Origin of the sequence: Acidaminococcus timonensis, from assembly GCF_900106585.1 — a bacterium.
GTDB lineage: Bacteria > Bacillota > Negativicutes > Acidaminococcales > Acidaminococcaceae > Acidaminococcus > Acidaminococcus timonensis.
Genome location: NZ_FNWH01000004.1, coordinates 196,631 through 217,333, shown reverse-complemented (window position 1 = coordinate 217,333; position 20,703 = coordinate 196,631). Strand labels below are relative to the sequence as shown.

Here is a 20,703-nt window from a genome sequence, read left to right as displayed (position 1 = left end):
GGTGGTGGGTTCTAACAGAAAGGACTGATACCAACATGACTGTACCGCTTGTCATCAAGGTCAAGGAGAAGGACAATGTAGCCATTGCCGTCCACGACCTGCCTGTGGGAACGGAAGCACTGCCGGGAGTGTTTGCCCTGCAGCCCATTCCCCAGGCCCATAAGATCGCCCTGGTGGACATCCCCAAAGGGGGCGAGATCATCCGTTACGGGGTGGTCCTGGGCTATGCAAAGGAGGCCATTCCCAAAGGCAGCTGGATCAACGAACATATGCTGGATCTGCCGGAAAGTCCGGCCCTCCATGATCTGCCCTATGCCACCCACATTGTGCCCAAAGAAGAACTGCCGGATCCACCGGAGACCACCTGGATGGGATACAGGAATCAGGTGGGTCCGGCCGGGACCCGGAACCTGCTGGGAATCGTCACCACCGTGCAGTGTGCGGCCGGGGTGGTGAATGTGGCCGTGGACCGGATCAAAAAGGAGCTTCTGCCCAAGTATCCCCATGTGGATGATGTGGTGGCCGTGAACCATCCCTATGGCTGCGGGGTGGCCATCAATGCGCCTCTGGCCAAAATCCCCATCCGGGCGGTACGGAACCTGATCCGCCATCCCAACTTTGGGGGCCAGATCATGGTCATCGGTCTGGGCTGCGAAAAGCTGACCTATGACCGGCTGCTGGAACCGGAGGAAATCAATCCGGACAATTGCCTGACCCTGCAGGATTACCATGGTCATGATGCCATGATGCAGGCCATTCTGGATATGGCCGAAAAAAAGCTGCAGAAGCTGGAACAGCGCCGCCGGGAAGAACTGCCTCTCAGTGAACTGGTGGTAGGGCTGCAGTGCGGTGGTTCCGATGCCTTTTCCGGGCTGACGGCCAACCCCAGTGCCGGCTATGCAGCCGACATGCTGGTCAAGGGCGGCGCCACGGTGATGTTCAGCGAAGTGACGGAAGTCAGGGACGGGGTCCCCATGCTGGCCGCCCGCTGTGTGAACAGGGAAGTGCGGGACAAGCTGGCTGCGGAAATGAAATGGTACGATGACTACCTGGCAGAAGGCGGCGTGGACCGGGATGCCAACCCCACGCCGGGGAACAAGAAGGGCGGCCTGGCCAACATTGTGGAAAAGGCCATGGGCTCCATTGCCAAAAGCGGCACCAGTCCCATCGTGGAAGTCCTGTCCCCGGCAGAAAAGCCCACGAAACACGGTCTGATCTATGCGGCTACCCCGGCCAGCGATATCGTCTGCGGACCCAGCCAGCTGGCTTCGGGCATTGGCCTGCAGGTGTTCATGACCGGACGGGGCACCCCCTACGGCCTGGCCATTGCGCCGGTGATCAAGGTGTGCAGCCGGAATGAAATGAAGGACAAATGGTTCGACCTGATCGATATTTCTGCCGGCGGGGTGGCCACCGGGGAGGCTACCATTCCGGAAGTGGGGACCCGGATCTTCCACTTCATCCTGGATGTGGCCAGCGGCAGGAAGAAACCCTACAGCGACCAGTACGGTTTCCATAATGACCTGTGTATCTTCAATCCGGCACCGATTACGTGATATAATGAAAGGGCTGTCGCAGGTGCGGCAGCCCTTGTTTTGTCCTTCCCGCCACGGCTGTGAAAAGGGCGGGGAAACACAACTGGATCCGGATTGATTTTACGTTGTATTTTGGAGTCTTTGTATATGGAAAATCTCATCCTGGGGGCGTTCTGCCTCATCCTGTTCCTGTTCATCCTGACCGGGCTGCCCCTTTTGGGGGCCCTGGCCATCGGTTTCTGCCTGTTCTTCGGCTACGGCCTCCACAAGGGCTTTTCCTTCCGGCAGGTGGCCGGTATGGCCTGGCAGGGGGTGCTGTCGGTGAAAACCATTTTCCTGGTATTCCTGCTGATCGGCATGCTGACGGCACTGTGGCGGGCGTCGGGGACCATCGGGTATATCATCGCCCTGGCCGTGCAGTTCATCCGGCCCAGCGTATTCCTTCTGCTGACCTTCTGGCTGAACTGTGCCGTGTCGTTCCTGCTGGGGACGGCTTTTGGCACAGCGGCCACCATGGGCGTCATTACCCTGTCTCTGGGGGAGACCCTGGGGGTGTCCGGCCTGTACAGCGGCGGCGCCATCCTGGCAGGAGCCTATTTTGGCGACCGGATGAGCCCGGTTTCTACCAGTGCCCTGCTGGTGAGTGTGTTGACAGGGACGGATATCTATAAGAATATCGCCAATATGGCCCGGTTCACTGTGGTGCCCTTCACCGTGGCCAGTGTGTTCTATCTGGGCCTGGGGCTGGCGCTGCCCGGCGTGGGCAAGGTGGGGGATATGGTCAGCGGACTGTACGACCTGTACAACTTCACCCCCTGGCTGGTACTGCCGGCGGTGAGCATCCTGGTGCTCAGCTTCTTCCGGGTCTCGGTGAAGAAGAACATGCTGGTGAGCATTGTGTGCGCTTTTGCCCTGAGCCATTTCGTCCAGGGCTGGCCGGTGCGATACCTGCTGCGGATCATGGTGACCGGCTATCAGCTGTCCGATCCCCAGTATGCAGGCATGCTCAGTGGGGGCGGCATCGTGTCCATGCTTCGGGTGGCTTCCATTGTGTGCCTGTCGGCCTCCTTCGGGGGCATCTTCAAGGGAACGGGCCTGCTGGACGGCATCGAGACCCTGTTCCAGAAGCTGGAGAAGAAGGTGGGGACCTACCTGTCCATCATCCTGGCGGCGCTCTTTACGGGCATGGTGTCCTGCAACCAGACCCTGAGCATCGTACTGACCCATCAGCTGTGCGCACCCTTTGTAAAGGACCGGTCCCGGCTGGCCCTGGATCTGGAGAATACGGCGGTGGTGATTTCGCCCCTGATCCCCTGGTCCATTGCCTGTGCCACCATCCTGGATACCACCGGAGCCCCCCATGAGGCCGTGGCGCTGGGGGTGTACCTGGTGCTGCTGCCCCTGTGGGGGTACCTGCAGTCGCGGGTGCACCCGCACTAGGACCGGACAGGAGAAGCCGTGAGGCACCAGTCACTACCCACTAAAAAAGGACTTCTCTTATCGGGGAAGTCCTTTTTTCTGGCATTCTTCACAATAGCCGTACAGTTCCAACGCATGGCCTACAATCTGGAAGTGGGTCTTCCGGGCCAGTTCTTCTTCAAAACCGTGGAGAGGACAGCCTTCCAGGTTCACCACTTTGTGGCAGCCCAGACAGATCAGATGGTGGGTATGGCTCAGGGTGTACACCAGGAAACCGTATTTCCGGCTCTGGGGCAGCAGCACTTTTTCCGTCAGTTTTTTCTCTGTGAAGCTTTCCAGGATCCGGTACACTGTGGAAAAGTTCAATTTGGCGCCGTCCTGGTGCAGTTTTTCGAATACCTCATCGGCGCTGAGCACTTCCTGCTGGGCAAGGAGCAGCTGCAGCACCTGGATCCGGGCAGAGGTACATTTCAGGCCGGTCTGGCGGATCAGGCCCCGGGCATCCAGCGGCAATTCAGTCTTGTGCATGGCGTGCCTCCCGTTTGTCCTGGAATTGCTGGTAGAACAGCACCAGCAGGAGCAGCAGGACGGACACGATGGCGGTAATGCCGCCGGGGGCTGCGCCTGCATAGTAGGAAAGCACCAGGCCGGCCATCACGTCGATGAAGCTGAACACCACAGCCAGCACCATGGTCTTCTTGAAGCCCTGGTGGAGCTGCAGGGCCGTGGCCACCGGCAGGGCGATCAGGGAGCTGATCACCAGGATGCCTACGATGCGGATGGAAACGGAAATGGTGGCAGCCACCAGGATGGAGAAGATGTAGTTGATGGCCCGGGCCTTCACTCCGGCAATCCGGGCACCGTCCTCATCGAAGGCCAGCAGCACCAGCTGGGGGAACAGGCTGAAAATGGTGAGCAGGCTTACCAGAGTCAGGATGGCCACCGTGGTCACTTCCCCCTGGCTTACGGTCAGGATGCTGCCGAACAGGAAGGAATCCACATTGGCGTGGACCAGGCCGCTGCTGATGATGGTAATGGCGATCCCTACGGACAGGGAGAGGACAATCACCAGGGTCAGCTCTGCATAACGCCGGAACTTTTCCCGCAGGGCTTCGATCAGGAGTCCGAAGAAGGAGGTCAGGCAGAAGGCGCTGAGGATGGGGTTGGTGTGGAACAGCAGCCCTGTGGCCACCCCGGCCAGGGAGGCATGGGCCAGGGCGTCTCCAATCATGGAGTACCGCCGCAGCACCAGGAAGGTCCCGATCAGGGGGCAGATCAGGGAAATCAGCACGGACACCATAAAGGCGTTCCGCATGAATGCGTAGTCAAACATGGGCACAGTCACCTCCGTTTTCTGCCAGGTATTCCCGGATGTATTCATGAGGGGAGCAGAAATGGCCCTGGCCCCGGACCACGTGGAAAAAGCTGGTGGCCTGATGGGCTGCATAGCGCAGGTTGTGCTCCACGGTGATGATGGTGATGCCCTGCTCTTCGTTCAGCTGATGGATCAGGGGGTACAGGTCATCCTGGCTCTTCAGGTCCATACCTGTGGAGGGCTCATCGAAGATCATCAGGTCGGGCTTGCCCAGCAAGGCTTTGGCAATCATGACTTTCTGGTACTGGCCCCCGGACAGGGCGCCGATCAGATGGTCCCTGAGATCGGTGATGTGCATGCGCTCCAGGGCCCGGCTCGTAGCGGCCCTGTCCCTGATATGAAGGACCTGGCGGGTGTAGTCCAGCACTTCATAGACGGTAATGGGGAACTGCTTGTTCACCATGTCCGTAGGCTGGGGAACGTAGGCCGGACGCCGAAAGGTGCTGCGGATGGTCCCCCGGCTGGGGGAGAGCAGCCCCAGGATCAGCTTCACCAGGGTACTTTTGCCGCTGCCGTTTTCGCCTACGATGGCCACATAATCCCCATCGCGGATTTCCATGGAAAGATCCTTCAGAAGGGCGGGACCCTGCTCATAGGCAAAGGTCAGATGAGAAATGGAAAGCATGAGAAAAGGTCTCCTTTTTAGAAAGCAAATGCAAATGATTCGCGTTTATTGACGGAACGTACTCTATATGTTATGATATTTTTCGCGAAAATGCAAATCATTTGCATATAGGACCTGTAAGAAATCCCAAGGCCCTTTTGCAATGGATGCTTCGATTGATCAAAAGGAAAGGATTAACAACCCATGAAACGATTGCTCTACCTCTTTTGTTCCGTCCTGCTGCTGCTGGCCGCTGGATGCGGCGCACCGAAAGCAGAGAAACCGGATGGAGGCAAACTGCCGGTGGTGACCAGCTTTTATGCCATGAAGGAAATCACACAGGCCATTGGTGGCGATAAAGTGGACGTGCGCACCCTGATCCCTGAGGGAACGGAGCCCCACGAATTCCAGCCCACCACCCGCAGTATGAAAGACCTGAGCCGGGCCCGGGTATTGGTCATCCAGGGCCTGGGTATGGAACCCTGGGCGGAGGAAATGGTGAAGGCTGCGGAAAATAAGGACCTGGTCCAGGTGGTGGCGGCCCAACAGGTGCAGCCCATCCAGAATGAAGAAAAAGAGGAAATCCGGGAACACGGCCAGTATGATCCCCATGCCTGGCTGAGTCCGTCCTGTGCCCAACTGGAGGCACGGGCCATTGCCGATGGCCTGGCCAAGGCGGATCCGGCCAACAGGGCCTATTATGAAGCCAATGCGGACAAGTTCATTGCCCGGCTGCAGACCCTGGAGGGCAAGTATAAAGAGAAATTCCGTCAGGTACACCGGAAAGATTTTGTGACAGGCCATGCGGCCTTTGCCTATGTGTGCCGGGATTTCGGCCTGGAACAGAGCAGTGTGGAAGGGGTGTTCGCCAGCGGGGAACCCAATGCCCGGCAGCTGGCCGCCCTGGTGGAGTTCTGCAGGGAACGGGGTGTGAAGACCATCTTCACGGAAGCGGCGGTGAGCCCCAAGACCAGCCAGTCCCTGGCACGGGAAGTGGGGGCGAAAGTGGTGCCCATCCATACCCTGGAAGGGAGTGAAGGGGAAGGGGACTACCTGCAGCAGATGGAAGAGAACCTGGAACGGATTTATGAGAGCTTAAAATGAGTAATGGGTCCGGAGGACTATATATGATTCAAGGCCAGCGTAAGCTGGCTTCCATCGGCTAGAGACTAGTGACTAGAGACTCGTGACTGAAAATGGTAAGGCGGTGTATCCACCTTAACATTTTCTTCATATTTCCCCAACATCTTCTGCACAGAGCCGTTGTATAATGGAACCAGAGAAAAGGAACAGGAAAACGAACTGGAGAATGGAAGAAAGGATGATCACAATGAAACAATCGATCAAGATGCTGGCCATGGGTGCTGTCTTCTTTGCGGCCGGGGCTGTGGCCGGGCCCGGGATGTTCCATGTGGGCGCTGTCCATGCGGGGGAAGGGAAACCCGATAACCAGCCGGTTGTACAAACCTTGGACAACCAGGTTGGATGTCCCTATTACGACCAGAACGGGCGCCATTACCGGGGCGGCCGCCGGGGTGGCTGCTGGAACGGTCAGCCGCCCTGCTGGCAGGACGATGGCAATGAAGGGAACCAGGGGCAGAAGTAAGGCAAAGGGCTGTTGCGCAGGCAACAGCCCTTTTTGTATAATAGTCCCGACAGGAGGTGCCACGCATGTATTCCGTTCTGCTGGTGGATGACGATCCCAAACTGCTGGGACTTTTAAAAAATTACTTTACGAAGGAAGGGTTTGGGGTACTCACGGCCCGGGACGGGGAAGAAGCCCTGCAGGTGTTCCGCAGGGACCATCCCCAGCTGCTGGTGCTGGATCTGATGCTGCCCAGGATCGATGGCCGGGATGTGTGCCGGACCATCCGTCAGGAAAGTACGGTACCCATCATCATGCTCACGGCCCGGGATGCGGAATTCGATCGGCTCATGGGGCTGGAACTGGGGGCGGATGATTATGTGACCAAACCCTTCAGCATGCGGGAACTGGTGGCCCGGGTCCGGGCCCTGCTGCGGCGTACCTACGGGGCCTATGGCCAGAAGGCGGAAACGGCTCCTTCCGCCGTGCTCCAGGTGGGGAACCTGAAACTGGACCAGGACCGGCACGAAGTCCTGCGGTTCAACGCATCCGCAGATCGGTGGGAATCCATTGAACTGACACCCATCGAGTTCAGCCTGCTGGAAGTCCTTATGAAAAGTCCTGGAAGAGTGTTCAACCGGCTGCAATTAATGGAAAACAGTCATGGCTTCGCCTTCGATGGGTATGAACGGACCATTGACGCCCATATCCGGAATTTGCGGCGGAAAATCGAGACGGAACCGAAGAATCCCCGGTACATCCTGACGGTGTACGGGATCGGGTATAAATTTGGAGGCTGACCATGCGCTTTCACAGTGTCCGGTATAAAATGATGCTGAGCACTTTTGTGCTGATCCTGGTCTGTGCCCTGGTGGTGATCTATATCTGCAACCAGCAGATGGAAACCCACTTTTTCCAGTATCTCCAGGACCCCTCTGCCCTGGCAGGGCAGAACGGGCAGGGCGGCGGCTTTGGCCATGGTATGGGTCACGGCATGATGGGTGGCGGTATGGGCATGGGAGGCATGCACCACCGGATGATGCTGGGCGCTGCGGAACGGACTTTTGTGGAATCCTATCACAGATCCCTGTGGTGGATCGGATTCCTTTTTGCCGGAATCGGACTGGTGGTGAGTTATTTCCTGTCCGGGAACATCACCCGTCCTCTGCGGCAGCTGTCCCGGGCGGCAGAAAAAATCCGCCAGGGGGAACTGAAACAGGAAGTCCCGGTGGAAACCCGGGATGAAGTGGGACAGCTGGCAGCGGTGTTCAACCAGATGTCCGCGGAGCTGGCGGTGAACGAAAACAACCGCCAGGAGCTGCTGGCCAACATTGCCCATGAATTGAAGACACCTCTCGCCATCCTCCAGGGCCATCTGGAAAGCATGCTGGACGGCGTGGAACAGCCGGAACCGGACAAACTGTTTTCCATGCAGGAAGAAGTGATGCGGCTGACCCGGCTGGTGGGGGACCTGCGGGATCTGTCCCTGGCCCAGGTCCATCAGCTGGAACTCCATCTCCAGCCAATGGATCTGGGAGAAAAGACGGAACGGGCCGCAGAAATGCTGGAACCCCTGCTGGAGGAGAAAAACCTCCATTTTGTGAAAGAACTGGCTCCGGAGCTGCCGCTGCGGCAGCTGGATCCGGACCGGCTGAACCAGATCCTGTACAACCTGATCACCAATGCCATCCGGTACACCACCCCCGGGACGGCCATCCTTCTGAAAACGGAAGCGGCAGGAGAGAACGTGCGGCTGCTCATTGCCGATGAAGGACCGGGGATCGCCCCGGAGGATCTGCCCCACGTATTCGAACAGTTCTACCGGGGGGACAAATCCCGGAATCGGGCCCTGGGAGGCAGCGGCATCGGTCTCTCTCTGGCCAAAAGCTTTGTGGAGGCCCAGGGAGGTTCCATCCGGGCCGAGAACCGGAAAAACGGAGGCGCGGCGTTCATCGTTGAATTCCCGGACCGATAGGCAATTTTGCCCTTTCCTGCAGGGGATGACGGAACAGGAGCTTTTGTCCCTGGATTCTTCATATTTTCTTAATAAGTTTTTCCCGGTATCTGCACATTTTATTCCTATAATACGACTATGAAATCAATGACACAGCTAAAGGAGCGAATGTGCAAATGGTTATGACGAATTATATGGACCTGTTGGCCCAGAACCAGCCCTGGAATCTGATCCTGTTCATGGTGGTGCCGGTGGTGCTGGCGGAATCCCTGGTGGCCACGGAATTCATGATGGCCTACCGGGGGCCGGAACAGGCCGGCGGCTGGAAAAGCTGGAACCACGGCCTGAGCATCCTGGCCGGGGTGTATTTCGCAGGCGTGGTGCTCTACCTGCTGACCCGTGTGGTACCGGGCCTTGCCTGGAAGGGCTGGACGGATGAACTGGCCATTGGGGCCTATCTGCTGGGCATCGTCCCCTTCGGCGCCCTGGCGCTCATGGAACTGGGTGTCATCGGCCGGGGACTGGAACCCCAGAAGAAACTGCTGCACCATTTTGGCTGGCTGGTGGTGTTCCTGATCGTCAGCCACGTGGCCATGGTGTTCGGGATGGTGGATCCCACCCTCACCGGGTATCAGCCGGCTCCGGCCATGATGCACCAGATGGATGGCATGCCCATGCAGCATGGCAGTATGCAGCACAATATGGACGGGATGCAGAAATAAAAAGAATACAAGGCAAAAAAAGGCGCTGTGAAAAAATCATCCACAGCGCCTTTATTTCGCTAGCGTCAGCTGGCTTCCATCAGCTAGTGACTAGAGACTAGTGACTAGTGACGGGGGTAAAAAGCATTTTTTCACACCCCCTTTTTAGTACTGCTCGTCCATAAATTCCACGAAGGCTTTGATGCTGGATACCAGCTGGTAATCTTTGCGGTAGTACAGCCAGGTTTTGCGCATGAGGGGCGACCCGTCCGACTGGGTCAGGGGCACGGGCCGGATGTCCGGGGCATCCTGGCCGCAGCTCTGGGAAAGCAGGGTGAACCCCAGGCCCTGCTGAACCATCTTCATGGCCGTGTCCATGGCATCGGTGACAATGAGGGTCCGGGGTGTTTCCCGGTAATGGGAATACCACCAGTCGTCCAGTACATCCTGCAGCAGGGGATCTGTCACATAGTGGATGTAGGGATATTCCGGCAGCCGCTCCAGATCCACCGGATCCCGGCTGAACAGGCACAGGGCATCCTGCCACAGGAATTTCCGTTCCTCCGTCCAGTTGTGGTCCCCCCGTACGATGCACACCTGGAATTTCCCCTGGAGGAAATCCCGGTACAGGTTGTGGGTAAATCCGCTCTGGAGGTGGATCTGGATCTGGGGACAGGTTTTCTGGAACTGGGAAAGCAGCCGGGGCATGTGGTATTTGGCAAACACGTTGGAGCAGCCGATGGACAGGGTGCCGCTGGGATGGGTCGCCAGTCCCTCCAGGGCGGCCCGTACCTGCCGGTAGTCCTTTTCCGTGCGCAGGCAGTACTGATGGACCAGTTCACCGGCTGAGGTGAACCGGATGCCCCGGGGCTGGCGGATGAACAGGGTGGTGCCGAATTCCGCTTCCATCCGTTTCAGCCGGTCCGTAATGGCGGGCTGGGAGATGAAGAGCCGTCTGGCAGTATGGGTGATGTTCTTTTCTTCATACAGGGTTTTGAGAAGAAGGATGTCTTTGGAATCCATAATTGCTCCTTTTGTATCAAAAAAACCATAGATTTGGGCTATCGCAGCCAAAAAGGAAAATATATTTGTGAAACTTCCCAGATAATTCTATTATAATAGCATATAATCGGTATGGGAACCTGTAATGACACAGAACCCATCGAAATTTCAGATGCCTGCGGAGAGGAGCCGGCAGTCTCTCCAGGCGGAAAGGAAGTTATTATGCTGTTAGGTATTGCTGGTTTCATTATGATCGGGCTGGTGGTATACTGCCTGATCTCCTCCAAAATGAATGCCATCCCCATTTTCGTGGCATTCCCCATTATCATTGCCCTGCTCTGCGGGTTCGGCCCGGCTGAAGTGTTCGCCTTCATCAAAAAAGGGGTGGGGACCACCATGTCCACGGCCATCTTGTTCCTGTTCTCCATTGTGTATTTTGCGCTGATGAATGATGTGGGCATGTTCGATCCCCTGATGAACTTCCTGGCCAGGAAGGCCGGGAGCAACATCGTCCTGGTGACCATCGCCACCGGCATCATTGCCACCATTGCCCACCTGGACGGCACCACTGCCGGGACCTGCCTGATTACGGTACCGGCCATGCTGCCCCTGTACAAGAAACTGCACATCCGTCCGGTGGTATTGTGCTGCATCATTTCTGCCGCTATCTCCATCATGAACCTGACCCCCTGGGGCGGTCCTGTGGCCCGTACGGCCATCATCCTGAAGACCGACGCCAGTATCCTGTGGCATGAACTGCTGCCCCTGCAGGGTGTAGGGCTGGTCATCGTATTCCTGTTCTGTGTGTATATGGGCCTTCTGGAAAAGAAACGGGGCGCCGGCCTCAACCCCACCGGAAAAGCCGCTGAACTCAGCGAAGACCTGGATATGGCCGGAGCCGATGCACCGGCAGATCCCAGCCTGAAACGGCCCAAACTGGTGTGGGTGAACTGGGGTGTGACCCTGGTGGTCATCCTGCTCATGTGCTTCACCAAGATCCCTCTGTACGGAGCCTTCATGATCGGCCTGGCGGCAGCCCTGATTATCAACTTCCATTCCGCCAAAGAACAGGCCAACGCCGTGAAACGGCACGCTTCTGCAGCCCTGCTCACCCCCATGATCCTCTTGACCACCGGGATTTTCCTGGGGATCCTGAACGGAACCGGGATGATGAAATCCATGGCCAACATCCTGATCAACATCATGCCCACTGCCCTGGGACCCAAACTGGCCACCGTCATGGGCTGCCTGTCCGTGCCTTTCGGCATGATGCTGGGGACCGACTCTTTCTTCTTTGGCTTCATGCCTCTGTGCATTGGCGTGGCCGAGAAATTCGGTGTGACGGCCCATGACATCGCCATGAGCATGCTGATCGGCAAGGACTTCTGCATCATGGTCACTCCCCACAACGCCACCACCTGGCTGCTGATCGGGATGGCCGGGGTTTCCCTGAAAGACCAGCTGAAGTTTTCGGCACCCTATCTGTGGGTCCTGAGTATCATTACCGTGTTCGCGGCCGGGGCCATCGGCGTTTTCCAGATGTGATCCGGAACAGCGCTCTCTGGATTGAAAAAGAGGAGGGCTGCACGTAAAAGTGCAGCTCCTCCTCTTTTTTTGTCATCGGTTCCAGGGCATGCTTTCGGGCCTCTGGTCCGGCTGATGGTTCCGTTGCTGGACGGGCGGACGTTTCCTGCGGTTCTTTCGCTGGGCTTCCCGTCTTTTCCGGGCTTCTGCTTCCCGCTTCTTCTGGATTTCCTTCTGCCGCTTCTCAAAGGCTTTCTGCTGGTCTCCACTATTCCGGCGTTCCATTCTGGGCGGGTTCCCGTTGTCCCGGGGCACAGCGGCCTGGGCTTCGCTGGCAGACAGGGCGCTGGCGCCCAGAATCAGGGTCACCCCCAGGACGAACAGGCTGGTGGCCTTTTTGAACCGGTTTTTCAGATCGACATGTTTCATCATGGATTCCTTCTTTCTTTTTTCAGCTGAACAGCTGCTGGAGAGGGTTGATTTTATGGACCTGGCCGCGGAGGACCTGGCCACTTTGGGCGTCCACCAGAAAACTGTAGCGCAGGCCGTCTTTTTCACAGCGGGCTACGTAGACACCGGGGAAGGCATCCGCCCTGGCTTCTTTGGCCAGTTGGGGCCGGGGGAAACCCTGAGGCTGACGGCTCTCCTGGCCCTGCTCACCGGGTATTCCGTCCGGACGCTGGCTGTTATTTTTTGCATTCTGTCCGGGGATCATGGGCGGCTGGCCCTGGCGATCCTGTTCACCCTGGATACCGGGGAAACCATTTCTCCCGTCCTGTCCCTTGTCGCTTTCTTTGTATTTCCTGCTGTCCTTCTTCTGCTCTTTCTTTTTTTTGTCCTTCCTGTCTTTTTTGAAGTCCTTGCCCGGTTCGCCGGGTTTCCGATCATCCAGGGTCACACTCTGGAAAGAGATACTGGTGGGATCTGTTCCCAGAGCACTGGCAATGTTTTCTTTTACCTGGTCCGTGGAAACCAGCTGGATATTGTTTTGGGCGGCCATGTTCTGAAGAAGTTTGGTGCGAGCCTGGGCTTCCTGGGCTCGGGACTGGGCCTTGGCCTGGTGCAGGGCGATCTTGCTGCCGCCAGCCGCTATGGCCAGAACCAGCAGGCAGCCGGCCCCTTTCTTCAGCCGTTTCGGAGTCAGTTTGCTTTTGCCCCAGTGGGCGGCCTCCTGTAACCGTTGTTTGCACGCATCCATTTTTTCTTTGTCCATATTCATCCCTCCTGGATACCGGAATTGATCAACTCGTTTTGATGGTTTCAGTATAACGGGGGGAGATGAAAGGGAAATGAACTAAAAATGAGGGTTTGGTGAAAGAAGCGGGCTTCTATTTGTGTCCCCCTTCCCTTTCCCGCAGGACTAGGCTGTTCCTATTCGTCACAGCCGTCGCAGGGAAGGACAATTGATTGCTGATCAAAAAGGAGTTGTGAGAAATCACAACTCCTTTTTTCATGCCTTAAAAACCAGCCCGAACGTGCTGCCCTTTCCTTCTTTGCTTTCCACCGTGGCTTTGGCTTGCATCAGCTTGGCCGCGGCAGCCACAAAGGAAAGACCCAGCCCCAGTCCCATATTCTGTTTTTTGTTCCGGGAGGGATCTGACTGGTACAGCCGGTCCCAGATCTTTTCCTGATCCTCCTCGGGAATCCCCGGTCCATCATCCTCCACGGCCAGGGCAATGCACCCATCTTGCCGGGCCAGGGTCACCGTGATCCGGGTCCGGGTGAATTTCAGGGCATTGTCCAGGTAATTGCCCAGAATCCGATGGATCAGCTGATCGTCTCCCAGGACCACCTGGTCAGGTTCCACCTGGGCATGCCACTGCAGTTCCTGGGCCTGGGGCAGCTTCTGGTAATCCTGGAGGGTTTCCAGGACCAGCCGGGACAGTTTTACCGGCTGCAGTTCCAGATGCTTCCGGTTGCCCAGCCGGGACAGCTCCAGCAGCTGGTTGATCAGCCGGCTCATGCGGCGGGATTGCAGGAAGATGTGCCGGAATTCCTCCTTTGCTTCGTCGATGTTGTCCGTATAGTCCTTTCCGAATTCACTTTCGCTCATGATCACGGCCGTGGGGGTGCGCAGCTCATGGGATACGTCCGAGGTAAAACGTTTTTCCCGTTCCAGCAGGTTTTCGAGCTGTTCCAGCATCCAGTTGAAGGTACGGCCCATCTGATGGATTTCATCCTGGCTGTCATCCAGGGGGATACGCTGGCTCAGATCCCCTGTTTCCCCAATGGCCCGTGCCGCCTGGCTGATGGCCTGGACCGGAGCAAAACTCCGTTTGATGATCTTATAGCCGCCCAGGGTGACCAGGAGCAGGAAAAGCGGCAGGGTGATGAGCGCGGTGAGGAGAAGCACACGGTAATGCTGGGTGTAAGCCCTGTCTGGCAGGTACCCCCGTACAAAGGGTGGCCATTTGCCCATCTCCGGTCGGAAATCCTTCTGATCGGGAGGCAGAGGATGATCGATGTAATGATAGCTTTCTCCCTGGATGATCACCTGCTGGGGACCTTTGTTGAAGTTGATGGGCAGTTCCGGGGCACCCTCAGGTTCTGCTCCTTTGAGCAGCTTCCCGGTATGATCCCGCAGGGACAGGTAGACATTGTTGTCGAAGGCTTTGAATTTCCCCTCTTTCTTTTCATACCGGTCAGAGGCTTTTTCCACGGCTTTGATCAGGGTACGTCCGGAGGTTCGCCGCTCATAGTCCTCACCCATATTCAGCAGCACCCCGGTGAACAGTACCAGGATGAGAGTCAGGAACAGGGTGTACCACAGGGTCACCCGGGCGGATACGGGCAGGGTGTTCAGCCGGTGCCACAGGTTCCGTCCCAGCTGCCGGAAAAATTCCGGCACCTTTTTACACTTTGAGCACATAGCCCGCTCCTCTTACGGTGTGCAGCAGCTTGGGCGTAAAATCCCTGTCGATCTTTTTTCGCAGGGTCTTGATGTACACATCCACCATGTTGGAATACCCTTCATAGGAAAAATCCCAGGCATGCTCCAGGATCTGTTCCCGGGAAAGGACGGTGCCCTGGTTCCGCAGCAGGTAATCCAGCACGGAGAATTCTTTGGGGGTCAGGGCGATTTCCTTGCCGGCCCGGGTTACAGTATGGGTCCGGGTATCCAGGGTCAGATCAGCCAGGGAAAGCTGGGTGCTGGCGGTCTGCTGGGGATTGCTGCGCCGGAGCAGGCTGCGGATACGGGCCAGCAGCTCGTCAAATTCAAAGGGCTTCACCAGATAATCGTCACCGCCGCTGTCCAGACCGGTGACTTTGTCCTGGGTGCTGTCCAGTGCGGTCAAAAACAGGACGGGCACCTGGGAGCCCTGTTGCCGGATGGTCTTTACCAGCGTCAGGCCATCCATCTCGGGCATCATGATATCCACGATCAGCAGGTCATATTCGGCGGCATTCAGATATTCCAGGGCTTCTTTGCCGTTGAAGGCACTGTCCACCGAATAGGTCTCGATTTTCAGCCGCTTGGCAATGATCTTATTTAACGTGGGTTCATCTTCTGCAACAAGGATTTTCATATGCGTAACCTCCTGTGAATCCAGTTTCTTTCATTTTATAGGATAAAGGAGAAAAATGAAATGGGGGTGAAAGAGTCGGATACAACAGGATATAGAATTTGTCATAGGCAAATTTTAATGAAATAAGTTAGCCTAAACTATATATGGAAAAAGAACAGATAAATCCGCATAATACCTTGATTTTTAGGGGATAAGTGGTACAATTCTGGTTGGGGAGAGAAAAAATGATTCAAACCTTTTTCAAGTTTTTTTGAAAAAAGCTTGCATATTTCCTAACAATATGCTAGAATCACTCCTGTAAGTAAAGACTAACCGCATTGTCTTTATTTTTTTCAAGGTATGGGTTAGCAAAAACTAACCCATACCACTCCCCTTACTTATTGTCGTTTTTGGAAGGTCCTCCGGGATCTTCTGAAATCATTGTCATAGGAATGACAGGTTGTGTGCCCCTGGACATTCCACTCCCTCTCATTTGGAGGAACCACCACTCCTCAGGTTTCTCCAACCCGAACCATTTTTATTGTCAACCTTCAAGCAAAAACAGCGATAGAGAAGCGCAACTCTATCGCTGTTTTTGTATGCGTTCAGCAATTTCCCTCATACACGTGTTTCAGCCATTTCCGGGCCACCCTGGCCAAATGGTACACCGTGGGCACCGGGGTGGCGGGGGTGCTTAGCTGCCAGCGGGGGAAGTACCGGGACAGGTGCAGGGGCAGGTCCGGGGATATGCCGGCCAGCCAGGCGGCTTCCTGCTCCATTTCGTCCACACTGTCGTTTTTGCCGGGGATGACCAGGGTGGTCACCTCCACGTGACAGCCGGCTTCCACTGCCAGTTTGATGTTCGTTTTTACGGTTTCCAGGTCTCCCTGGAGCCAGTGGTAGAACGCCGGTGTGAACCCCTTCAGGTCGATGTTGGCGGCGTCGATCAGGGGCAGCAGCTCCTGCCAGGCCCGGGAATCGATCATGCCGTTGGTGACCAGGACGGTGGAAAGATCATTTTCTTTCAGCAGGCGGCAGCAGTCCCGCACATATTCGTACCCTGTCAGGGGCTCGTTGTAGGTGAAGGCCACCCCGATGTTCCCGGCTTTTTCCCTGTATTCCAGGGCCAGCTGCAGCAGCTGCCGGGGCAGTACTTTCAGCCGGGCGGTCTCCGGGCCTGCCTGGGAGATGGAGGCATTCTGGCAGAACGGACAGCGCAGGTTGCAGCCGAAGCTGCCCACGGACAGGATCAGGCTGCCCGGATGGAACCGGCGCAGGGGTTTCTTTTCGATGGGGTCCAGCGCCAGGGAGGTAAGGAGACCGTAATTCCGGTCTATGATTGTTCCCTCCGCGTTCTCCCGGGCCCGGCAGAACCCCACAGCCCCCGGCGCCAGGGTACAGTGGTGGGGACACAGGGTACAGGTGCGTTTGGCCTCCTGGGTCATTTGTGTCTCACCACCTGGAACCGGTACAGTTCAACGGGCTCTCTGGCGCCGATATTGCCTTTCTGACGGGCGATGCTGATCTGCTCAGCCGTTGTATCCACCCCGTCCAGATCGGGCAGCAGGAGGCCTTTCCGTTCATCACAGGCACTTTTCACGATGACACCGTACTTCTTTGGGTCCAGCTGGCCGGCATCGGCCACCGGCTCGGGCTTGCCCAGCACGTCCACATTGTATTCCAGGTCGGACAGTTCCCAGGGCTGTACCGGGGGAAACCGGGGATCGCGGGTGGCAGCAGAGATGCCGTTCTGCAGGATCTCTTCCGCCACACAGGAGCGCACCGGACTGATGGTGCCGATACAGCCCCGCAGCTGGCCGTGGAGGTGGAGGGACACGAAGGCACCGGCCCGGGTGGTCCGCATTTCATCCGGCAGCTGGGCGGGAAGCCGGGCCGGTTCCCCGGTCTTTACGAAGGTTTCCACGGACAGCCGGGCCAGTTTCACATAAGGATCCTCGTGGGCGATCCGTTCTTCCTTCTGCTTTTTCTGGTACTGGAGCAGGGGCAGCAGGAACTGGCGGCTGGGATCCGGCCCTTCCGGATAGAAGGAGGCCACCCCGTAGCCCACGCCGAAGGGGCCTTCATAGGACAGCAGGCGGGACTTCAGGGCCACCTCGTCCCAGGCTCCGGTCATGATCCAGAAGGAACGCAGGCCGCATTCGGCGGCCCGGGTGCACAGGGAGTCATCCAGGGTCAGCAGGCGCAGGAAGTCGCTTTTTTCCAGGCATTCTGTACAGGCCCTGTCGAATACCGGACCTTCGGGCACTGCGCCGTAGGGACCTTCCGGCAGCAGTTTGTGGGAGAGATCCCCGCTGGCGATGAACACCACCCGGCGGCCCAGCTGGTCCACGGCCCGGCGGATGCACTGGCCCAGTTTGTAGTGTACGTCCGCCGGAAAACCGGACAGGCCGATGCGGACCACCTTCACCTGGTCCAGGGGCTTGTATTTGCGGAAAAAGTACAGGGGGATCATGGTGGCATGATCCAGTTCCGGATTCCGTTCCCCTTCGAACCCGGCCGGGATACCGGCTTTTTGGGCATCATCGGCGATCAGGGAAGCCAGGGTGGTGTCGTAGTCCACGGCGATTTCCACCTGGGGTGCCCGGAACTGGGCGAAACTGCCCCGGCCACGGGAGCCGGGGGCGATGTGGAAATAATCCAGGTACAGCTCCGCATGGGGGCTGGTAATCACCAGGGTATCGGGATTGAGATCCGCGGCCGCCTTCATGACTGTATCGTAGGCGTCGATAGTCTTCTGGATCTTCTTTTCTTCACCCCGCCCGATTTCCGGCAGGATGATGGGGGGATGGGGTACGGCAAAAGATGCAAGAATGGTCATGGCAAACACCTCTCTTTTCTCCCATTGTAGCATAAAAATCGGGGTGTGAAATCATTCACACCCCGTCATACGTTACAGGTAAAAATTTGCCGCAGGCTCTTTTTCAGTTCCGTTTCCGGAACAGCTCAAACAGATGCACCGGCGCCCCGCTGTTCCAGTTGTAGCCCGGGACGGCGGCCTCCACTTTGGCCTTGACGGCCTCCAGGTCGTGGAATACCTCCCATTTGGCGGCAATCTGGGCCTGGCCGCTGAGGCGCAGCAGGTAGGAGGGATGGAAGGTGGCCAGGAAGGGGATGCCTTCCGTGGTCGTGTACCACTGGCCCCGTTCCCGGGTGATGCGGGCATCCGGCCCCCGGAAATACCGCAGGGCTACGCTGCCCAGCCCCAGGATCACTTTGGGCTGCAGCAGCCGGATTTCCTGATCCAGCCAGCGTCTGGCACAGAAGGCACCTTCCTCCACCGTGGGGGTGCGGTTGCCTTTGGGTCGGCATTTGATCACATTGGTGGTATACACCCGATCCCGGGTGATCCTTACGGACCACAGGGCCTTGTCCAGCAGCTGGCCGCTGGGGCCGATCAGAGGACAGCCGTAGTCATCCTCCACGCCGCCGGGGCCTTCGCCTACAATCATGAGAGGGCTTTCCAGGCTGCCGAACCAGCCTACCGGGGCCTGACAGTCGCCCCGCAGAGGGCAGGCGGTGCAGTCTTCCAGCTGTTTTTTCAGGGTATCGAACGAATCTGCAGATTCCACGGATGAGGCCTCCTTAGGGTTTCTCTTTTTTCAGCCTGTCCAGGAAAAATCCGGCCAGAAAGCCGGTGAACAGGCCGGTGGGGATGCCGATGGCAATCAGCACGGGCAGGTAGGAGAACAGGGCCGGTGTCATCATGATCCCTACGGCAATGAGGATCTGGCCACAGTTGTGGAGGAAGGCTCCCAAAAGCCCCACGCCAACGGTGGAGAACCACTGGTATTTCACAGCCAGGGCCATGCCGATGAAACTGAGCACAGCGCCGCCCAGGCCGATGAGAAAGCCCGGGGTCAGGAGCCCGGTGAACAGCAGCCCGGTGAGCAGCAGCCGGGCCGCCAGGAACAGCGCACCTTTCTGCACCCCGTACAGGTACAGCACGATGATGGTCACGGTGTTGGCCAGGCCCAGATGGGCTCCGGGCAGGGGCAGCAGCCAGGCCAGACTGGTTTCCGCCAGCCGCAGGGCGATGGCGGCAGCCAGCAGCACCCCCAGCTGGGTCAGGTCGTGGATGGTGAGGTTACCGGAGGATGGCATCATGATCATTCTCCTTTGCAGCAGTGGTGATGGTGACCAGGACTTTTTCCGGTACGCAGGCAATGGTCTGGCCGCTCCGGGTGATCTTGCCCTGGTGGATGCAGACTTTATCCGGGCAGGGTGAAGAGGTGACCCGGGCGCCGTCCCTGTCGTACAGGACGGTGAGTTCCCCATCCGCCACCGGGACGATCAGCTTGGTCTCGGCGGTGATCTTCTTCAGTTCGATCCGCTGAATCACCTGCTGGTCCTGTTTCACCACCAGGACTTTATCCTTGGCGGAGGTGTTGGACCGGAAGAAAAAGGTGCTGCCGAGGGCCAGGATCACAAGGACCAGGATCAGCCAGAAATCATTCTTGCGCATACGGAATCTCCTTTTATTCAGGGGTATAGATGGTTTTCAGGCCGGAGGACAGGTGGACGGTGCCGTCTTCCTCCACATACAGCATTTCCAGATCGGGATTCTGCTCCACCAGGTCCATGGCTTTCTGCCAGGGCAGTACGAACAGCAGGGTGGAGTAGTAGTCCGCCCAGAAGGCGGAATGGGTCACTACGGTGACAGAACGGGCATTCCAGGCCGGCCAGCCGGTCCGGGGATCCAGGATGTGGTGGTACCGTTTTCCGTCCACCTCATAATACCGCTGGTAGTCGCCGCTGGTGGCAATGGCCGTCCCGTCTTTCACGGCCAGGGTACCCAGCACCTTCTGGGGGTTCCGGGGATCCTGCACGCCGATCTTCCAGGGGGAACCGTCTTCCTTGCTGCCCAGCACTTTGATGTTTCCACCGGCGTTGATGAGGGCCGTTTTCACCCGTTTGTCCCGGCGCAGCAGCTCAGCAGCCTGCTCCACGGCATAGCCCTTGGCCACGGCTCCCAGATCCAGCTGGGCACCGGGGGCCAGGGTCACCGTGTTCCCGGCTACGTCTAAAGTATACTTCTCCGGACCGCATTTGGCCAGTGCCTGGGCGATTTCTGCCTTTGCGGGCACGGTTTTGTCTTCCTTATGCCGGTTCCACACCTGGATCACCGGGCCCAGGGTCAGGTCCAGGTTACGGTCCTGCAGGGGCTGCACCTGGCTCAGGATGTCCATCAGGTAGGGGGAGGCCTTGTGGGGTCCCCGGCCTGCTGCCTGGTTGATGGCGTACAGGTCTTCCGGTCCCTGCTCCGCATAGGGGTCCGTCTGGGTGGCAATGGTCTGGAACAGGCTCATGGCGTCGTTGGTGGCGTCCGTCAGATCTTTTTTGCTGTTTCCGGTGGTGGTGATGGTCACAATGGTATCCATCATGAACCGGGTATCTTCCTGTTTTTCCGGTTGAAAAAAGCAGCCTGCACAAGTCAGGCTGCTGAAAACCAGAAGCGATGCTAATAGTTTTTTCATGGA

Annotated in this window: 22 protein-coding genes; 8 read left to right on the top strand and 14 right to left on the bottom strand. The window is 57.6% G+C overall.

All coding sequences use genetic code 11. The annotated features are described in order from the left end of the window. Positions 1–35 precede the first annotated feature (35 nt). Positions 36–1,556 carry a galactarate dehydratase gene (garD, locus tag BQ5462_RS01385; protein ID WP_071141658.1) on the top strand — a complete coding sequence of 507 codons (1,521 nt, stop codon included), beginning with the start codon at positions 36–38 and terminating at the stop codon, positions 1,554–1,556. Between the two features lie 126 nt (positions 1,557–1,682). After that, positions 1,683–2,975: a Na+/H+ antiporter NhaC family protein gene (locus BQ5462_RS01380; RefSeq protein WP_071141657.1), complete on the top strand. Its 1,293-nt coding sequence runs from the start codon at positions 1,683–1,685 to the stop codon at positions 2,973–2,975. Between the two features lie 57 nt (positions 2,976–3,032). Here BQ5462_RS01380 and BQ5462_RS01375 read toward each other — a convergent pair whose 3' ends face one another. The 3 genes from BQ5462_RS01375 to BQ5462_RS01365 are packed head-to-tail and all read right to left on the bottom strand — an operon-like array spanning position 3,033 to position 4,954. Beyond that, positions 3,033–3,482, bottom strand: coding sequence for a Fur family transcriptional regulator (locus BQ5462_RS01375; protein WP_071141656.1), 450 nt, complete (start codon positions 3,480–3,482; stop codon positions 3,033–3,035). After that, positions 3,469–4,287, bottom strand: coding sequence for a metal ABC transporter permease (locus BQ5462_RS01370; RefSeq protein WP_071141655.1), 819 nt, complete (start codon positions 4,285–4,287; stop codon positions 3,469–3,471). Before BQ5462_RS01370 ends, BQ5462_RS01375 begins: the two co-directional genes overlap by 14 nt. Continuing rightward, positions 4,280–4,954: a metal ABC transporter ATP-binding protein gene (locus tag BQ5462_RS01365; RefSeq protein ID WP_071141654.1), complete on the bottom strand. Its 675-nt coding sequence runs from the start codon at positions 4,952–4,954 to the stop codon at positions 4,280–4,282. Before BQ5462_RS01365 ends, BQ5462_RS01370 begins: the two co-directional genes overlap by 8 nt. Before the next feature lie 183 nt (positions 4,955–5,137). Here BQ5462_RS01365 and BQ5462_RS01360 point away from each other — a divergent pair, with 183 nt between their 5' ends. The 5 genes from BQ5462_RS01360 to BQ5462_RS01340 all read left to right on the top strand — a co-directional run bounded on the left by BQ5462_RS01360 (position 5,138) and on the right by BQ5462_RS01340 (position 9,194). Further along, a complete protein-coding gene (locus BQ5462_RS01360; RefSeq protein ID WP_071141653.1) occupies positions 5,138–6,037 on the top strand; it encodes a metal ABC transporter substrate-binding protein in 900 nt (299 codons plus the stop codon). Between the two features lie 226 nt (positions 6,038–6,263). Beyond that, positions 6,264–6,539: a hypothetical protein gene (locus BQ5462_RS01355; RefSeq protein ID WP_143037994.1), complete on the top strand. Its 276-nt coding sequence runs from the start codon at positions 6,264–6,266 to the stop codon at positions 6,537–6,539. 65 nt (positions 6,540–6,604) lie between these two features. After that, a complete protein-coding gene (locus tag BQ5462_RS01350; protein WP_071141651.1) occupies positions 6,605–7,318 on the top strand; it encodes a response regulator transcription factor in 714 nt (237 codons plus the stop codon). 2 nt (positions 7,319–7,320) lie between these two features. Continuing rightward, complete coding sequence (locus BQ5462_RS01345; RefSeq protein WP_071141650.1) at positions 7,321–8,493, top strand: sensor histidine kinase; 1,173 nt, start codon at positions 7,321–7,323, stop codon at positions 8,491–8,493. 155 nt (positions 8,494–8,648) lie between these two features. Continuing rightward, positions 8,649–9,194: a DUF6803 family protein gene (locus BQ5462_RS01340; protein ID WP_071141649.1), complete on the top strand. Its 546-nt coding sequence runs from the start codon at positions 8,649–8,651 to the stop codon at positions 9,192–9,194. A gap of 144 nt (positions 9,195–9,338) precedes the next feature. Here the strand turns inward: BQ5462_RS01340 and BQ5462_RS01335 are convergent, their stop codons facing one another. Further along, the gene (locus BQ5462_RS01335) at positions 9,339–10,196 is read right to left on the bottom strand and encodes a LysR family transcriptional regulator (protein WP_071141648.1); all 858 of its coding nucleotides are present in this window, start codon (positions 10,194–10,196) and stop codon (positions 9,339–9,341) included. 201 nt (positions 10,197–10,397) lie between these two features. On the opposite strand from BQ5462_RS01335, the gene BQ5462_RS01330 reads away from it, so the two are divergent. Beyond that, on the top strand, positions 10,398–11,720 hold the full coding sequence (locus tag BQ5462_RS01330) for a CitMHS family transporter (protein ID WP_071141647.1): 1,323 nt from the start codon (positions 10,398–10,400) through the stop codon (positions 11,718–11,720). A gap of 72 nt (positions 11,721–11,792) precedes the next feature. Here BQ5462_RS01330 and BQ5462_RS01325 read toward each other — a convergent pair whose 3' ends face one another. The 10 genes from BQ5462_RS01325 to BQ5462_RS01280 form a co-directional block, all read right to left on the bottom strand. Continuing rightward, complete coding sequence (locus BQ5462_RS01325; RefSeq protein ID WP_143037993.1) at positions 11,793–12,131, bottom strand: hypothetical protein; 339 nt, start codon at positions 12,129–12,131, stop codon at positions 11,793–11,795. A 19-nt stretch (positions 12,132–12,150) separates the two neighbouring features. Further along, complete coding sequence (locus tag BQ5462_RS01320) at positions 12,151–12,912, bottom strand: hypothetical protein (RefSeq protein ID WP_071141645.1); 762 nt, start codon at positions 12,910–12,912, stop codon at positions 12,151–12,153. A gap of 237 nt (positions 12,913–13,149) precedes the next feature. Beyond that, positions 13,150–14,568 (bottom strand): HAMP domain-containing sensor histidine kinase, encoded by a 1,419-nt coding sequence (locus tag BQ5462_RS01315; protein ID WP_071141644.1) that lies wholly within the window; start codon positions 14,566–14,568, stop codon positions 13,150–13,152. Beyond that, positions 14,552–15,226, bottom strand: a complete 675-nt coding sequence (locus tag BQ5462_RS01310; protein WP_071141643.1) for a response regulator transcription factor — start codon at positions 15,224–15,226, stop codon at positions 14,552–14,554. The genes BQ5462_RS01315 and BQ5462_RS01310 overlap by 17 nt, the downstream gene beginning before the upstream one ends. Positions 15,227–15,810: 584 nt before the next feature. Then, on the bottom strand, positions 15,811–16,650 hold the full coding sequence (amrS, locus tag BQ5462_RS01305) for an AmmeMemoRadiSam system radical SAM enzyme (protein ID WP_071141642.1): 840 nt from the start codon (positions 16,648–16,650) through the stop codon (positions 15,811–15,813). Continuing rightward, the gene (amrA, locus tag BQ5462_RS01300; protein WP_071141760.1) at positions 16,647–18,044 is read right to left on the bottom strand and encodes an AmmeMemoRadiSam system protein A; all 1,398 of its coding nucleotides are present in this window, start codon (positions 18,042–18,044) and stop codon (positions 16,647–16,649) included. Before amrA ends, amrS begins: the two co-directional genes overlap by 4 nt. A gap of 103 nt (positions 18,045–18,147) precedes the next feature. Beyond that, positions 18,148–18,795 (bottom strand): uracil-DNA glycosylase, encoded by a 648-nt coding sequence (locus tag BQ5462_RS01295; protein WP_071141641.1) that lies wholly within the window; start codon positions 18,793–18,795, stop codon positions 18,148–18,150. A gap of 13 nt (positions 18,796–18,808) precedes the next feature. Then, complete coding sequence (locus BQ5462_RS01290; RefSeq protein ID WP_235819532.1) at positions 18,809–19,330, bottom strand: Gx transporter family protein; 522 nt, start codon at positions 19,328–19,330, stop codon at positions 18,809–18,811. Continuing rightward, complete coding sequence (locus BQ5462_RS01285; protein WP_071141639.1) at positions 19,311–19,688, bottom strand: NusG domain II-containing protein; 378 nt, start codon at positions 19,686–19,688, stop codon at positions 19,311–19,313. The genes BQ5462_RS01290 and BQ5462_RS01285 overlap by 20 nt, the downstream gene beginning before the upstream one ends. Positions 19,689–19,701: 13 nt before the next feature. Beyond that, entirely contained in the window at positions 19,702–20,700 is a 999-nt protein-coding gene (locus BQ5462_RS01280) for an FAD:protein FMN transferase (protein ID WP_071141638.1), read from the bottom strand. Positions 20,701–20,703: the final 3 nt, after the last annotated feature.